Origin of the sequence: Enterobacter sp. 296B2, from assembly GCF_034106185.1 — a bacterium.
Taxonomy (GTDB): Bacteria; Pseudomonadota; Gammaproteobacteria; order Enterobacterales; family Enterobacteriaceae; genus Enterobacter; species Enterobacter cloacae_N.
The window spans coordinates 100,345-115,653 of sequence record NZ_JAWNCA010000002.1 but is presented as its reverse complement, the minus strand read 5'-3'; the positions used below and the strand labels follow the sequence as shown (position 1 = coordinate 115,653).

The window sequence follows — 15,309 nt, the reverse complement described above, 5'->3', positions numbered from 1 at the left end:
CTCCCCCGTCCTCCTCCCCCAATAAATCACGTCATGGTGAGCTATCCTTAACCACCCTGTGGCAAGGTGACGTCAATTTCATCAGAGGGGATTCGTGATGTTAAACGCCTGGCACCTTCCGGTTGCCCCATTTGTTAAGCAAAACAAAGACAACCTTGTGATTACGCTCTGGCTGGCGGGGGAAAACCAGCCTCAACGCGTGACGCTTCGCGCCGAAATTGATAACGAAGAGACCGGGCTGAAAATGCACAAGCTGCGCAGCCAGCCGCAGCCGGGGATCACCGCGTGGCGGGCGAATATCGATTTGCGCAGCGGGCAGCCGCGCCGTCGATACAGCTTCAAGCTGCTGTGGAACAACCGTCAGCTGTGGTTTACCCCGCAGGGGTTTAGCCGTTTCCCGCCCGCGCGGCTGGAGCAGTTTGCCGTCGATTATCCTGATAACGGCCCGCAGTGGGTTAACGAACAGGTCTTTTACCAGATTTTCCCGGACCGCTTTGCGCGCAGCGAAAAACGCACCGCCGACCAGGACAAGGTCTATTTCCATCATGCGGCCGGTCACGACATCATCCTGAAAAAATGGGATGAACCGGTGACGGCGCAGGCAGGTGGCTCGACGTTCTACGGCGGCGATCTCGACGGCATCAGCGAAAAGCTGCCGTACCTGAAAAAACTGGGCGTGACGGCGCTGTACCTCAACCCGGTGTTTAAAGCCCCGAGCGTGCACAAATACGATACCGAAGATTATCGCCACGTTGATGAGCAGTTTGGCGGCGACGAGGCGCTGCTGCGCTTGCGTAAGAATACGCAAAAAGAGGGGATGCGCCTGATCCTGGACGGCGTGTTCAACCACAGCGGCGATTCGCACGCCTGGTTTGACCGCCATAACCAGTCGATGGGCGGGGCATGTCATAACCCGGACTCGCCGCAGCGCGACTGGTACAGCTTTAACGAAGAGGGCCGCGCGCTGGACTGGCTGGGCTACCCGAGCCTGCCGAAGCTGGATTTCCAGTCGCCTTCTCTGATTGATGAAATTTACGGCGGTGAAGACAGCATCGTCCGTCACTGGCTGAAGGCACCGTGGAATATGGACGGCTGGCGCCTGGACGTGGTGCATATGCTCGGTGAAGCGGGCGGGGCGCGGAATAACCTTCAGCACGTCGCCGGGATCGCGCGCTCGGCAAAATCGGCCCAGCCGGAGGCGTTTGTGTTTGGCGAACACTTTGGCGACGCGCGCCAGTGGCTGCAAAACGATGCGGAAGATGCGGCGATGAACTATCGCGGCTTTACCTTCCCGCTGTGGGGATTCCTGGCAAATACCGATATCTCCTACGATCCGAACCATATCGATGCCGAAACCTGCGCAGCGTGGATGGATAACTATCGCGCAGGCCTGTCGCATCAGCAGCAGCTGCGGATGTTTAACCAGCTCGATAGCCACGATACCGCGCGCTTTAAATCCCTGCTCGGCAAGGACATCGCACGTTTCCCCCTGGCGGTCACATGGCTCTTCACCTGGCCGGGTGTGCCGTGCATTTACTACGGAGATGAAGTGGGGCTGGACGGCAACAACGATCCGTTCTGCCGCAAAACCTTCCCGTGGGAGGAAGAGAAACAGGACAAGGTGCTGTTCAGCCTGTATCAGCGGCTGGCGAAACTGCGCAAGCAGAGCCTTGCCCTGCGCTACGGTGGCTGTCAGGTGGTGTACGCCCACGATAACGTGGTGGTGTTTGTCCGCGTCTATAACCAGCAGCGCGTGCTGGTGGCGATCAACCGGGGCGAGGGCTGCGAAGTGGTGCTGGATGATTCACCGCTGCTAAAGGTGGCGATGTGGAAGAACAAAGAGGGCAAGGCGACGATGCAGGACGGCGTGCTGGCGCTGCCTGCGGTATCCGCGACGGTCTGGCTCGGCAGCTAATCCGCTAATGTTTCCACCTTTTAAGATGGCGCAAATGCAACGATTTGTGTCAATCTTAACGGATTGTATACGGTGAAGGTGGAAACATGGACGAGCTTTACATCCTTGGCTGTTTGTTCCTGGTTTTTGCGCTGCTGGTTGCGCCCGTGCTCGCGGTTATCGGGTTTAATCGAAGCACGGCGGCACAGCAGGAGATCGCCCGGCTACGCCAGCGCATTGAGGCGCTTGAGCAGCGCGGCGCGGCAGAGATAGCGCCGGAGCCAGAACAGGTGCAAGCTGCTACTCCGGCGGTCGTGACCGCGCTGGTGGCTGAGGACGCTCCCGCGCCTGTCGATCCCTGGCGTCCCGAAATTCCCGCTATCGAGGCCGAACCCGCTCCGGCCCCTGCGTCAGCGGCTAAACAGCCTTCTGCCTTTGGTGGCATAGTGACGTCGCTGGCGCGCTGGTTTATGCAGGGTAATCCCCTGGCGAAGCTTGGCATTCTGCTGCTCTTCCTGGGTCTTTCATTCCTGCTGCGCTATACCGTTGAACACTCCCTGTTCCCGCTTGAGCTACGCCTGGTGGCGACGGCGCTGTTTGCCATCGTGCTGCTGGCGGTTGGGTGGCGGCTGCGGCACAGGCAGCCGGTCTACGCGCTTATCTTACAGGGCGGGGCGACGGGCATTCTCTACCTGACGGTCTTCGGCGCCTTCCGGCTCTGGCAGATGCTGCCGATGACGCTGGCCTTCGCGCTACTGGTGGTGATTTGCGCCGCGAGCGTTGGGCTGGCCGTGCTGCAGAAAGCGCTGAGCCTTGCCATGCTGGCGAGCCTCGGCGGGTATCTTGCGCCGCTGCTGCTATCTACCGGGGGCGGCAACTTTGTGGCGCTGTTTTCCTTCTATCTCCTGCTTTCCATCGGCATTCTCGCCATCAGCATCTGGCAGCACTGGCGCGAGCTTAACCTGCTCGGGCTGCTCTTTACCTTTGGCGTGGGCGGCCTGTGGGGGCTGAGTGATTACCAGCCTGAAGACTATTGGATCTGCCAGCTGTTCCTGATTGCCAATACGCTGATATTCGGCGTGCTGAGCGTGGCGCTGTCGCTGCGGGCGCAGGAGAAAGGAAAGCAGATTATTGACGGCGTGCTGCTGTTTGCCCCGCCGCTGATAGGCTTTGGGATGCAGTACGGTATGACCCGGCACTGGGAATATGGCCCGGCCCTGAGCGCGCTGGGATACGGGGCGTTTTATCTTACCCTCGCGTTCCTTGCGCTGCGGCGCTATCCCTCCATCGGACGACCGCTGGTGATGGCAGCGCTGGCCATCGGCGGCGGATTTGCCACGCTCGCCATTCCGCTGGCGCTCTCCGCGCGGTGGACGGCGATGGCCTGGGCGCTTGAGGGGCTGGGTATCCTCTGGCTGGGCGTGCAGCAGCACCAGCGGCGCATGAGCTATAGCGGGACGGCGCTGCTGGTGCTGGCGCTCGGCAGCGCGCTGTGGGCGCAGATGAACGGCGTTACGCCGCTGAGCCTGCTGCTGATCTTCACCATCCTCAGCCTTTGCTGGCTGGCTGCGGCCTGGCTGTGGCGGAACCTCTTTCTGCCGGTTAGCTGGGCGCTGCTGGCAGGCGGGCTGCTGTTCTGGCTCGTGGCGCTATTTGGCGCGTCGCGGCTGGTGTTGAAGCAGGAACTGCCTGTTCTGGCGGGCGTGCTGGCACTGACGGCGGCGTCGGTCTGGGGCTGGCGGCAGGCTGCGGCTCGTCTGGCGTGGCGGGAACTGGATGCCAGCAAATGGCTGCTGTGGCCGCTGATGCTGGTGATGGTGGGCTATCAGCTCTCGCACCAGCAGATATTTGCCGCCGGCTGGTCAAATCTGGCATGGGGAATCGCGCTTCCTGCCGCGCTGATGCTGCTGCGGCGCGACGGCGCCCGTTTAGCGCCGCGCATCTCTGGGGGGCTGCACCTGTCTCTGTTCTGGATGATTTTACTGGCGCTGGCGGCGGAGCTTTACTGGTTTGCCCGGTCGCTGCCGTGGGGCATGGCGGCCTGGGGCAGCGGGCTGGCAATGGCCGCAGGCGGCGGGGTAATTATGGCGCTCTCTGCGGCGGTACGCCGTCGCGGGTGGCCTTTCCGGGAGTGGCCCGCACTCTACGCGTGTATAGCACCGATCCCCGTGGTCGTGGCGCTGCTGATATTGCTGGTGGTGACCAATTTCCAGGACGGCGTGGTTTACCGTCAGACCTGGCTGCCGCTGGTGAATCCGCTTGAGGAAGGCGCGGCGTTCGCGCTGCTGGGGCTGGTGGTCTTTTATCAGATGGTGGAACGCTACTACCCGGCACTGCTTTCGCAGGCACGTCCGTGGCCTGCCGTCGCGATTATGGCGTTTGGCTTCTGGTGGCTTAACGGTGCGCTGATGCGCGCCCTGGCCTGGTACGGCGACGTGGCCTGGAATATGGCATCGCTGTGGGATTCGCGGCTTATCCAGACCTCGTTTGCCCTGTTCTGGATGCTGATCGCGCTGGTGATCATGGTCCACGCCACCCGCCGGGCTTCCCGTCAGGAGTGGCTTGGCGGTGCCGCGCTGCTGGGGGTGGTGATGGTTAAACTGATGCTGGTGGACAGCGCGGGCGGAGGCGGTCTGTCACGCGCGGTGGCGTTTATCGGCGTGGCAATACTGGTGCTGATCGTGGGGTATTTCTCGCCGCTGCCGCCCAAAACAGGAGATGAAAAATGAAATGGATGAAAGCGGTAGCCTGTACCGCGCTGCTGGCGCTTGCCGTCCCGGGGTTCTGCGAAGAGGTACAAACGGAATCGCCCCGGGACTATGTCTTTGGCCGCTCGCTGGATACGTCTGCTCCTTCCCAGTGGTATCGGGTGACGCTGCCGCTCGCCGTCTATGCGCAGAGCACGTCGCCGGATCTGCATGACGTTCGCGTCTTTAATCAGTCGGGCGAGCCGGTTCCCTTCAGCCTGGTTACCGCGACGCGCCCGCAGGCGGCAGCGCAATCCACGGCGCTGCGCCTCTTTCCGCTGGACGCGTCGCCCCTTGCGCCTGCGCGAGGGGGTGAGGAGAGCGATAAGATCCTGCTCCGTTCCGCAAACGGCGTTGAGATTGTGCTTGAAGGACAAAAAGCCGCCGCAACCGGGCAGCATTATCTGCTGACCCTGCCGGAGCAGGATACGGGGGAAATAAGGCTGTCCCAATTACAGCTGCTCTGGAATACCCCTCAGACGCCGTGGCAGGGAACGGCGTCGGTCTATTACAGCGAGGATCTTAAGCGCTGGTATACCCTGCGTGAGGATATGCCGCTGCTGGACGTGGTGAGCGGGCAGGATCGTCTTAAGCTGGATCGGATCGATACCGATATTGTTTTGTCTCCCGATACGAACCGCTATCTCCTGGTGGTGCTGAACGCGCAGAGCCAGGGAATAACCTTGACCGGCGTAAACGCAATCAGCGCACCTGCCCAGGCGGCCCCGGAAGCGATCGACCTTGAGGGGGAAGGGGAGCAACTTTCGACAAGCGAAGCGCAGTGGCGCTGGGCGCGTCCGCAGCCGCTGAGTGCTGTCAGCATCTCACTGAACGGCGATGGCGTCCTTCCCGTGGAGATAGCGTGGCGGAGTTTGGATAAAGATGCATGGCACCCCCTGAAAAAAGAGGTTCTTTACCGTCTGGAGGGAAAAACGTCTCCACCTGTTTCGCTTAACGGGGGCCTGGTGCAGGCGGTGAAAGTCACGACGCTGAATGCGCGCCTGCCGGAGTACCTGCCGAGCGTCACCGGGCATCGCGATCGCTATGACCTGGTGTTCAACGCGCAGGGAAAAGCACCGTACGTGCTCGCCTGGGGTAACGGGGCGGCAAAACCAGCCAGCGTGGAGCCTGACATGCTGATCCCAGCCGATCTGCGCAAGACCTATGATATGGCGAACCTGCCGCAGGCCGACATTCTGGGGGATGTCGCATTAGGCGGCGAGGGGCGTCTGACCGCGACCTCTGCGTCCGAGCGGGAGAGCAGGATGAACGCGCTGCTGGTGTGGGGCGTGCTGATTGCGGGCGTGATTCTGCTGGTGGGTATGGCCTGGCGCATCTGGCGAGAGACGCAGCGTAAGGCATAAAAAAAGGCCCGCATAAGCGGGCCTCTTCCGTAAACCGTGCCGATTACAGGCTGGATACGTTCTCAGACAGGTATTTAGCTACGCCGTCTGGGGAAGCTGCCATACCTTCTTTACCTTTTTCCCACTGAGCCGGGCACACTTCGCCGTGCTCTTCGTGGAACTGCAGCGCGTCAACCATGCGCAGCATTTCGTCGATGTTACGACCCAGCGGCAGATCGTTCACAACCTGGTGACGAACGATGCCGTTTGCGTCGATCAGGAAGGAGCCGCGCAGTGCAACGCCAGCGTCCGGATGTTCGATACCGTAAGCCTGCTGGATTTCGCGTTTGATGTCCGCAACCATTGCGTATTTCACCGCACCGATGCCGCCATTTTCGACAGGGGTGTTACGCCATGCGTTGTGTACAAATTCAGAGTCGAAGGAGACGCCAACCACTTCCACGCCACGCTTCTGGAATTCTTCATAACGTTTGTCGAACGCGATCAGCTCAGACGGGCAAACGAAAGTGAAGTCCATTGGCCAGAAGAACAGAACGGTCGCTTTACCGTTGGTGTGCTGTTTGAAGTTGAAGTTTTCAACGATTTCACCGTTGCCCAGAACTGCTGCAGCTGTAAAATCCGGAGCCGGACGAGTTACCAGAACCATATGATTCTCCTGTAGATACTAAGGTTATTTGGAACGCAACGCGAGCCAGTATAGAGAGTGTTCCTGGATAAGACAAAGAGGTGGTGACAATCGTTCCACCAGCTTTTACCTATCAATGTGAATTCTGTTACAGCTGTTTGTTTTTCGCCTGCGCCATCATGCGTGGATAGAACTGCCAGAATTGGCTCTCCAGCGCATCGTAATGTTCATCCAGGTCATACCAGGAGTCGCGCAGCGCATCCAGCCGCGGGCGGCGGCTTGCCATCCCATTCAGCACATTCTGGATGAAATCCATCTCGCGATAGCGCTCCAGCCAGCGTTCTGACCACAGGTAGTTATTCAGATTCACAAAGCGCGGCGGCGAGTCGGGCAGAATAATCGACACCTGCTGGTGGGCGTAGCGCACAAACGCCGGCAACGGCATCTCCGGCGACAGCTGTTCCCAGTGGCGCGACAGGAAGTGGTCCCACATCACGTCGAGCGTGATCGGCGCAACGCGGCGCGTTTCAGGGCGAAACCACGCTTTGGCTTCCGTCACTTCCGGCAGCTTATCCGTCAGCACGTCGATGCGGCGGTGCATAAAAATCCCGTCGACAACCTCAGGGGAATAGTCCTCAGCGGGGTTGCCGCGCACAAAATCGGCCAGCAAATTGCCGGAAAGGGAGCTGTCAGCGAGATGAGCGAGATGCAGGTGAGCGAGAAAATTCATGCGTTTTATTTGTCCATTGGCGGCTAGTTGTTGCAGCAAAAGGGTGTGAGCACTAGACTATGCCGCCTGTTTTTAAGTCACGAGTATACGTCATGCGCGTCGCCGATTTCTCCTTTGAACTACCTGAATCCCTGATTGCTCACTATCCCATGCCTGAGCGCAGCAGCTGTCGCTTACTGTCACTGGATGGGCCAACGGGCGAGCTGACGCACGGTACTTTCACCGATTTGCTCGACAAGCTCAACCCTGGCGATCTGCTGGTCTTTAACAATACCCGCGTGATCCCGGCGCGCCTGTTTGGCCGTAAGGCCAGCGGCGGCAAGATTGAAGTGCTGGTCGAACGTATGCTCGATGATAAACGCATTCTGGCACATATTCGCGCCTCTAAGGCACCGAAGCCGGGCGCGGAGCTGCTGCTCGGCGATGACGAGAGCATTAAAGCGACCATGACCGCGCGCCACGATGCGCTGTTTGAGGTGGAATTCAACGACGAGCGAACGGTGCTCGATATCCTGAATGCCATCGGCCATATGCCGCTGCCGCCGTACATTGAGCGCCCGGACGAAGAGGCTGACCGCGAGCTGTACCAGACCGTTTACAGCCAGAAGCCTGGCGCGGTGGCTGCACCCACGGCGGGTCTGCACTTTGATGAGCCGCTGCTGGAAAAGCTGCGTGCCAAAGGCATTGAGATGGCGTTTGTGACGCTGCACGTTGGCGCGGGCACCTTCCAGCCGGTGCGCGTGGACAGCATTGAAGACCACATCATGCACTCCGAGTATGCCGAAGTGCCGCAGGATGTGGTGGACGCGGTGCTGGCGGCGAAAGCGCGGGGTAGCCGCGTCGTGGCCGTCGGTACGACGTCCGTGCGTTCACTGGAGAGCGCCGCGCAGGCTGCAAAGCGCGATCTTATCGAGCCGTTCTTTGGCGATACGCAGATTTTTATCTACCCGGGCTATCAGTACAAAGTGATTGACGCGCTGGTGACCAACTTCCATCTGCCTGAATCGACGCTGATTATGCTGGTCTCCGCGTTTGCGGGTTATCAGCATACGATGAATGCCTACAAGTCTGCGGTAGAACAAAAATATCGCTTTTTTAGCTACGGGGACGCGATGTTTATCACGTACAATCCGCTGGCTTTGAATGAGCGTGTCGGGGAATAAGTCCGCGGCACCGTATTACAACGTTGGACTGTTTTTCTGACGTCGGAGAAAAAATGAAATTTGAACTTGATACCACCGATGGCCGCGCGCGTCGCGGTCGCCTGGTGTTTGATCGCGGCGTGGTGGAAACCCCCGCGTTTATGCCTGTGGGCACATACGGCACCGTAAAAGGGATGACGCCGGAAGAAGTTGAAGCCACTGGCGCACAGATTATCCTCGGCAATACCTTCCACCTGTGGCTGCGTCCGGGTCAGGAGATCATGAAGCTCCACGGCGATCTGCACGATTTTATGCAGTGGAAAGGCCCGATCCTCACCGACTCCGGCGGCTTCCAGGTCTTCAGCCTGGGCGATATCCGCAAGATCACCGAGCAGGGCGTACACTTCCGTAACCCGATCAACGGCGATCCGATTTTCCTCGATCCAGAAAAGTCGATGGAGATTCAGTACGATCTCGGTTCTGACATCGTGATGATCTTCGACGAATGTACGCCATACCCGGCAGACTGGGACTACGCGAAACGCTCTATGGAGATGTCTCTGCGCTGGGCGAAGCGCAGCCGCGACCGTTTTGACTCCCTGCAGAACAAAAATGCGCTGTTTGGCATTATTCAGGGCAGCGTTTACGAAGATTTACGCGATATCTCTGTTAAAGGTCTGGTAGAGATAGGTTTTGATGGCTACGCTGTCGGCGGTTTGGCTGTGGGTGAGCCGAAGGAGGACATGCACCGCATTCTGGAGCACGTCTGCCCGCAAATCCCGGCGGATAAACCACGATACCTGATGGGTGTGGGTAAACCCGAAGATCTGGTGGAAGGCGTACGTCGCGGCATTGATATGTTCGACTGCGTGATGCCAACCCGCAACGCGCGTAACGGTCATCTGTTCGTTACCGATGGCGTGGTGAAAATCCGTAACGCGAAGCATAAGAGTGACACCAGCCCGCTCGATTCCGAGTGCGATTGCTATACCTGTCGCAATTATTCTCGCGCGTATCTGCATCATCTCGATCGTTGTAACGAGATTTTGGGCGCGCGTCTCAATACGATTCATAATCTTCGCTACTATCAGCGCTTAATGTCTGGTTTACGCAAGGCTATCGAAGAGGGTAAATTAGAGAGCTTCGTGACCGATTTTTACCAACGTCAGGGGCGGGATGTTCCACCGTTGAACGTTGATTAATATTAATAATGAGGGAATTTGAATGAGCTTTTTTATTTCTGATGCGGTAGCGGCAACAGGTGCTCCGGCGCAGGGCAGCCCGATGTCTCTGATCCTGATGCTGGTTGTGTTCGGTCTGATCTTCTACTTCATGATCCTGCGCCCACAGCAGAAGCGTACCAAAGAGCACAAAAAGCTGATGGACTCCATCGCGAAAGGCGATGAAGTGCTGACCAACGGTGGTCTGGTCGGCCGCGTAACCAAAGTGGCTGAAAGCGGCTACATTGCTATCGCCCTGAACGACACCACTGAAGTGGTTATCAAACGTGACTTCGTAGCTGCCGTTCTGCCGAAAGGCACTATGAAGGCGCTGTAATCCCAACTTTTCCCAAAGGGAACTGCCGTGTTAAACCGTTATCCTTTGTGGAAGTACATCATGCTGGTCGTCGTGATTATCGTCGGCCTGCTGTACGCGCTTCCCAACCTGTATGGTGAGGATCCGGCTGTTCAAATCACTGGCGCGCGCGGTGTCGCCGCCAGTGAGCAAACGCTGATCCAGGTCCAGAAAACGTTACAAGAAGAAAAAATTACCGCTAAGTCTGTGGCTCTGGAAGAGGGTGCAATTCTTGCTCGCTTCGACACCACCGACACGCAGCTCCGCGCTCGCGAAGCGCTGATGGGCGTGCTGGGTGACAAATATGTCGTGGCGCTTAACCTTGCTCCTGCAACCCCTCGCTGGCTGGCTGCGCTGAACGCAGAGCCAATGAAACTCGGTCTTGACCTGCGTGGCGGCGTTCACTTCCTGATGGAAGTGGATATGGATACCGCGCTCGGCAAGCTGCAGGAACAGAATATCGACAGCCTGCGCAGCGATCTGCGTGACAAAGGCATCCCATACACTACCGTGCGTAAAGAAGATAACTACGGCATGAGCATCACGTTCCGCGACAGCGCGGCGCGCGATCAGGCTGTAGATTACCTGACCCAACGTCACCGTGACCTGGTGATCACCTCTCAGGGCAGCAACCAGCTGCGTGCGGTGATGACCGATGCGCGTCTGAAAGAAGCGCGTGAATATGCCGTTCAGCAGAACATCAACATTCTGCGTAACCGTGTGAACCAGCTGGGTGTGGCTGAGCCGCTGGTACAGCGTCAGGGTGCTGACCGTATCGTGGTTGAACTGCCGGGTATCCAGGATACCGCGCGTGCGAAAGAGATTCTCGGTGCGACCGCGACGCTGGAATTCCGTCTGGTGAACTCCAATGTCGACCAGTCCGCCGCGGCGTCTGGCCGTATTCCGGGTGACTCCGAAGTGAAACAGACCCGCGAAGGTCAGCCGGTTGTGCTGTACAAGCGCGTGATCCTGACCGGTGACCACATCACTGACTCCACGTCGAGCCAGGATGAGTACAACCAGCCGCAGGTTAACATCTCGCTGGATAGCGCGGGTGGTAACATCATGTCTAACTTCACTAAGGACAACATCGGTAAACCGATGGCGACCCTGTTCGTGGAGTACAAAGACAGCGGTAAGAAAGATGCAAACGGTCGTGCGGTGCTGGTGAAAGAGGAAGAGGTGATTAACATCGCCAACATCCAGTCTCGTCTGGGTAACAGCTTCCGTATTACCGGTATTAACAACCCGAACGAAGCGCGTCAGCTCTCTCTGCTGCTGCGTGCCGGTGCGCTGATTGCGCCAATTCAGATTGTTGAAGAACGTACCATTGGTCCAACGCTGGGTATGCAAAACATCCAGCAGGGTCTGGAAGCGTGTCTGGCCGGTCTGGCGGTCTCTATCCTCTTCATGATCTTCTTCTATAAGAAGTTTGGTCTGATTGCGACGTCCGCGCTGATCGCGAACCTGGTGCTGATCATCGGCATTATGTCCCTGCTGCCGGGGGCGACGCTGACCATGCCGGGGATTGCGGGTATCGTTCTGACCCTTGCGGTGGCGGTCGACGCCAACGTACTGATTAACGAACGTATCAAAGAAGAGTTGAGCAACGGTCGCTCTGTTCAGCAGGCGATTGACGAAGGCTATAAAGGCGCGTTCAGCTCCATTTTCGATGCGAACGTAACAACACTGATTAAGGTTCTTATCCTGTATGCAGTGGGTACTGGCGCGATCAAAGGCTTTGCGATTACAACCGGTATCGGTGTCGCAACGTCAATGTTTACCGCTATTGTCGGCACCCGTGCCATCGTGAACCTGCTGTACGGCGGCAAGCGCGTCAAAAAGCTGTCTATCTGAGGAGTGCGTTGTGGCACAGGAATATACTGTTGAACAATTGAACCATGGCCGTAAAGTCTGGGACTTTATGCGCTGGGACTACTGGGCCTTCGGCATTTCAGGTTTACTGCTGATTCTGTCCATCATCGTTATGGGCGTGAAAGGCTTTAACTGGGGTCTGGATTTCACCGGTGGTACGGTCATCGAGATCTCCCTGGAAAAACCGGTCGATATGGACCAGATGCGTTTGTCTTTGCAGAAAGCGGGCTTTGAAGAGCCGCTGCTGCAGAACTTCGGCAGCAGCCGCGACATCATGGTGCGTATGCCGCCGGTGCACGATGCCAACGGTAGCCAGGAGCTGGGCAGTAAGGTCGTACAGGTCATTAACGAGACCACCAGCCAGAGCGCGGCGGTCAAGCGTATTGAGTTCGTCGGCCCGAGCGTGGGTGCAGACCTGGCGCAGACCGGCGCCATGGCGCTGCTGGTGGCGCTGATCTCCATCCTGGTGTACGTCGGTTTCCGCTTCGAGTGGCGACTGGCGGCCGGTGTGGTTATCGCTCTGGCGCACGACGTGGTGATCACCATGGGCATACTGTCTCTGTTCCACATTGAGATTGACCTGACTATCGTGGCATCCCTGATGTCCGTTATCGGTTACTCACTGAACGACAGTATCGTGGTATCTGACCGTATCCGTGAAAACTTCCGTAAGATCCGTCGCGGCACGCCGTACGAAATCTTTAACGTGTCGTTGACCCAGACGCTGCACCGTACCTTGATCACATCCGGTACCACCCTGATGGTAATCCTGATGCTGTTCCTCTTCGGTGGCCCGGTGCTGGAAGGCTTCTCGCTGACCATGCTGATCGGTGTCTCCATCGGTACGGCGTCGTCCATCTACGTCGCGTCCGCTCTGGCCCTGAAACTCGGTATGAAGCGCGAGCACCTGCTCCAGCAGAAAGTCGAAAAAGAAGGGGCGGATCAGCCGTCCATTCTGCCGTAAGGCGACGTTTAGCGCGTTATCGGAATCCCGGTCTGTTGACCGGGATTTTTTTTATCTGCTCCTGACAAACACTCCTGACAGTATGCTGTCAGGAGCTCTGCCGTAGACTCCTTCTGAACCCAAACAACAGGCAGGAGGATGTATGAAAAGCGTAATTAACTGGTTTGAAATTCCGGTCTCGGATATGGATCGCGCCATCAAATTTTATGAGCCGGTCATGCAGCTCGCGCTGCGTCGCGAGAAAATGGATTGCGCAGAGCTGGCGGTTTTTCCGCATGAGGATCCCGCCACCGGTGGGGCGCTGGCAAAATTTGACGGCGTTACACCGTCTTTGCAGGGCGCTATTATTTACCTGCATACTGACAATCTGGCGGCGACGCTCGATCGCATTGCCTCCGCGGGCGGCGAGTGCGTGTTTGGCCCGCTGGAACTGCCGCATGGTATCGGCACTATCGCACTGTTTACCGACAGCGAGGGTAACCGCGTCGGCCTCCATCAACCTGCCTGAGAGCGGAATAAGATATGACCCGACGCGCTGACCGTTTGTTTCAGATTGTGCAGATCCTGCGGGGCAGGCGTCTGACTACGGCAGCGCATCTGGCGGACCGGCTTGGCGTGTCCGAGCGCACGGTCTACCGCGATATCCGCGACCTGTCGCTTTCCGGCGTGCCGGTGGAAGGCGAGGCGGGAAGTGGATATCGGCTGATGTCGGGTTTTGATCTGCCGCCGCTGATGCTGACAAATAAGGAGTCCGAGGCGCTGATCGTCGCGATTCGCCTGCTTAAAACCTGGGGAGGTGAATCGCTGTCGCGCGAGCTGGAGTCGGCCCAGGAGAAGGTGCTGGCTATCCTGCCCGAGGAGAGCCGTCGAAAGGCGGAGCAGACGCGGATCTACGCCCCGGATTTTTGCATGCATAGCCACTCCCGCAGCGATTTTGACATGATCCATCAGGCGATTTCCGCCCAGCGCGTATTGGCGCTGCATTATCGTGATGAAGCCGGGCAGCTCTCAAAACGAGAGGTTCAGCCGCTGGGCTTGTTCTTCTGGGGGGAGCGCTGGCTGCTGGCAGCGTGGTGTGAACGGCGCGATGACTACCGCTGTTTTCGGCTCGACCGGTGTCTCAATATTGTGCAGACGGAGAGGCGGTTCAGCGAGAGTGCGGACAGGTCTTTGGCGGATTTTTTGCGGAAGGTGAGGCAGTAAAAAGCCGGGTGGCGAGGTAAAAGCAAAACGGCAATGTGTGTTGCCGTTTTTAGTATTTGTTCCCTCTCCCACCGGGAGAGGGTCAGGGTGAGGGCATCAGCCCGCACGGTCCCGCACTGATTAGAAGTTATAACCTACGACCAGGTAACCACCCCAGCCGGTAGAACGGACGTGTTCGTTCATCCATACCAGTTTAGCGTCGTCGTTCCACTGGCCGCCGTTGTGCCAGTAACGTGCCACAACAGAGTAGTGCCAGTGATCGTAGTTCAGCGCCAGGATGTGACTGGAGGCGATGGAGTCATTGGTACGCTGCTTAATACCGTTCTCTGCGTAACCGCTCTTATCGCCCAGATCTGAACCCCAGTCGAAGTTGGTGAAGCCGATGTAGCTCAGGTTACCGCCCCAGAGTTGGGTAATTGGAACAAAGTATTTCACTTTGAAACGGTAGCCATCCCACTCGTTCTGGTTTTCAGCACCGTAGTTCTGCCACTGATATTTCGCGTATACGTTCAGGGACAGGCTCATTGGCAGGCCCGTGTCGATGTCGGTACCCAGACCCATATACCAGGTGCTCTGACGACCGGACTCGTTGCGGCCCATGTCGTAGATATAGTTGTTCGCGAAGTACCACTCTTTAAACGGACCGAAGCTTAGATTGGTGCCGGTCAGCTTGTCGATGGAGAAGCGCGGTTCGATCTCCATGAACAGTGGGGAACCGTGGTTCCAGATACCTTTAGCCTGAGAGTTACCACCGAAGAAGACCGGTGCATCCATATAGCCATAGAAATCAAACCAGTCTTTCTTGGCGAATGCTTCGTACTCCAGGTAGGTATCGTTGCGGATCTGTGGTCCGAAACGGGTGTGGTAGCTGCCTACCACGTTAACGCTCTGGTGCCACCAGTCGGAGAGGTATTGTGGTTTCTCGTTTTCCGCTGCGTTAACAGTGAAAGAGGAGGAAAGTGCCAGAACTGCACCGGCTGCGAGTAATGTTTTTTTCATAATCATGCCACTGATTGAAATTCCCTTCCGGGAGTGAAAAATGCGCGAATTGCGTTTCTAAATATTTCGTGTTTCTGCGGTGCCTATTATAGGAATCCCTGCTCACAAAAATATGTGTTGTTTCACATATCTCTCACACACGTAATCGATTGCGTTCACGTTTGCGTACTTTAAACGGCCGGGATTGTAGC

The 15,309-nt window shown here is 57.6% G+C and carries 13 protein-coding genes; 10 read left to right on the top strand and 3 right to left on the bottom strand.

Annotated elements, in window-relative coordinates:
- The first annotated feature begins 97 nt into the window (after positions 1-97).
- The 3 genes from malZ (at position 98) to URZ40_RS02135 (ending at position 6,005) form a co-directional block, all read left to right on the top strand.
- Positions 98-1,915 (top strand): maltodextrin glucosidase, encoded by a 1,818-nt coding sequence (malZ, locus tag URZ40_RS02145; RefSeq protein ID WP_320719688.1) that lies wholly within the window; start codon positions 98-100, stop codon positions 1,913-1,915.
- A gap of 86 nt (positions 1,916-2,001) precedes the next feature.
- Positions 2,002-4,623, top strand: a complete 2,622-nt coding sequence (locus tag URZ40_RS02140; RefSeq protein ID WP_320719687.1) for a DUF2339 domain-containing protein — start codon at positions 2,002-2,004, stop codon at positions 4,621-4,623.
- The gene (locus URZ40_RS02135; RefSeq protein WP_320719686.1) at positions 4,620-6,005 is read left to right on the top strand and encodes a DUF3999 domain-containing protein; all 1,386 of its coding nucleotides are present in this window, start codon (positions 4,620-4,622) and stop codon (positions 6,003-6,005) included. The genes URZ40_RS02140 and URZ40_RS02135 overlap by 4 nt, the downstream gene beginning before the upstream one ends.
- A 43-nt stretch (positions 6,006-6,048) precedes the next feature.
- Here the strand turns inward: URZ40_RS02135 and URZ40_RS02130 are convergent, their stop codons facing one another.
- Complete coding sequence (locus URZ40_RS02130; protein ID WP_003859113.1) at positions 6,049-6,651, bottom strand: peroxiredoxin C; 603 nt, start codon at positions 6,649-6,651, stop codon at positions 6,049-6,051.
- A 127-nt stretch (positions 6,652-6,778) separates the two neighbouring features.
- Entirely contained in the window at positions 6,779-7,360 is a 582-nt protein-coding gene (gene acpH, locus URZ40_RS02125) for an ACP phosphodiesterase (protein ID WP_116341640.1), read from the bottom strand.
- 92 nt (positions 7,361-7,452) lie between these two features.
- Between acpH and queA the strand changes: the two genes are divergently transcribed.
- From queA to URZ40_RS02090, 7 genes are all read left to right on the top strand, one after another.
- Positions 7,453-8,523 (top strand): tRNA preQ1(34) S-adenosylmethionine ribosyltransferase-isomerase QueA, encoded by a 1,071-nt coding sequence (queA, locus tag URZ40_RS02120; RefSeq protein WP_163330415.1) that lies wholly within the window; start codon positions 7,453-7,455, stop codon positions 8,521-8,523.
- Between the two features lie 53 nt (positions 8,524-8,576).
- On the top strand, positions 8,577-9,704 hold the full coding sequence (gene tgt, locus URZ40_RS02115; protein WP_045259930.1) for a tRNA guanosine(34) transglycosylase Tgt: 1,128 nt from the start codon (positions 8,577-8,579) through the stop codon (positions 9,702-9,704).
- Positions 9,705-9,726: 22 nt separating this feature from the next.
- On the top strand, positions 9,727-10,059 hold the full coding sequence (yajC, locus tag URZ40_RS02110) for a preprotein translocase subunit YajC (RefSeq protein WP_000007630.1): 333 nt from the start codon (positions 9,727-9,729) through the stop codon (positions 10,057-10,059).
- Positions 10,060-10,086: 27 nt separating this feature from the next.
- Positions 10,087-11,934, top strand: a complete 1,848-nt coding sequence (secD, locus tag URZ40_RS02105; protein ID WP_071888278.1) for a protein translocase subunit SecD — start codon at positions 10,087-10,089, stop codon at positions 11,932-11,934.
- A gap of 10 nt (positions 11,935-11,944) precedes the next feature.
- The gene (gene secF, locus URZ40_RS02100) at positions 11,945-12,916 is read left to right on the top strand and encodes a protein translocase subunit SecF (protein ID WP_028012143.1); all 972 of its coding nucleotides are present in this window, start codon (positions 11,945-11,947) and stop codon (positions 12,914-12,916) included.
- Positions 12,917-13,058: 142 nt separating this feature from the next.
- Positions 13,059-13,424 carry a VOC family protein gene (locus URZ40_RS02095; RefSeq protein ID WP_008503341.1) on the top strand — a complete coding sequence of 122 codons (366 nt, stop codon included), beginning with the start codon at positions 13,059-13,061 and terminating at the stop codon, positions 13,422-13,424.
- Positions 13,425-13,438: 14 nt separating this feature from the next.
- Positions 13,439-14,119 carry a YafY family protein gene (locus tag URZ40_RS02090; RefSeq protein WP_320719685.1) on the top strand — a complete coding sequence of 227 codons (681 nt, stop codon included), beginning with the start codon at positions 13,439-13,441 and terminating at the stop codon, positions 14,117-14,119.
- A 120-nt stretch (positions 14,120-14,239) separates the two neighbouring features.
- Here URZ40_RS02090 and URZ40_RS02085 read toward each other — a convergent pair whose 3' ends face one another.
- The gene (locus tag URZ40_RS02085; RefSeq protein WP_116341805.1) at positions 14,240-15,118 is read right to left on the bottom strand and encodes a nucleoside-specific channel-forming protein Tsx; all 879 of its coding nucleotides are present in this window, start codon (positions 15,116-15,118) and stop codon (positions 14,240-14,242) included.
- Positions 15,119-15,309: the final 191 nt, after the last annotated feature.

Excerpts from the sequence above, each read along its gene's own strand:
- acpH (WP_116341640.1), bottom strand. The coding sequence starts at position 7,360 with ATGAATTTTCTCGCTCACCTGCATCTCGCTCATCTCGCTGACAGCTCC.
- tgt (WP_045259930.1), top strand. The coding sequence starts at position 8,577 with ATGAAATTTGAACTTGATACCACCGATGGCCGCGCGCGTCGCGGTCGC.
- malZ (WP_320719688.1), top strand. The coding sequence starts at position 98 with ATGTTAAACGCCTGGCACCTTCCGGTTGCCCCATTTGTTAAGCAAAAC.
- URZ40_RS02130 (WP_003859113.1), bottom strand. The coding sequence starts at position 6,651 with ATGGTTCTGGTAACTCGTCCGGCTCCGGATTTTACAGCTGCAGCAGTT.
- yajC (WP_000007630.1), top strand. The coding sequence starts at position 9,727 with ATGAGCTTTTTTATTTCTGATGCGGTAGCGGCAACAGGTGCTCCGGCG.
- URZ40_RS02140 (WP_320719687.1), top strand. The coding sequence starts at position 2,002 with ATGGACGAGCTTTACATCCTTGGCTGTTTGTTCCTGGTTTTTGCGCTG.
- URZ40_RS02085 (WP_116341805.1), bottom strand. The coding sequence starts at position 15,118 with ATGAAAAAAACATTACTCGCAGCCGGTGCAGTTCTGGCACTTTCCTCC.
- URZ40_RS02095 (WP_008503341.1), top strand. The coding sequence starts at position 13,059 with ATGAAAAGCGTAATTAACTGGTTTGAAATTCCGGTCTCGGATATGGAT.
- queA (WP_163330415.1), top strand. The coding sequence starts at position 7,453 with ATGCGCGTCGCCGATTTCTCCTTTGAACTACCTGAATCCCTGATTGCT.
- URZ40_RS02135 (WP_320719686.1), top strand. The coding sequence starts at position 4,620 with ATGAAATGGATGAAAGCGGTAGCCTGTACCGCGCTGCTGGCGCTTGCC.
- URZ40_RS02090 (WP_320719685.1), top strand. The coding sequence starts at position 13,439 with ATGACCCGACGCGCTGACCGTTTGTTTCAGATTGTGCAGATCCTGCGG.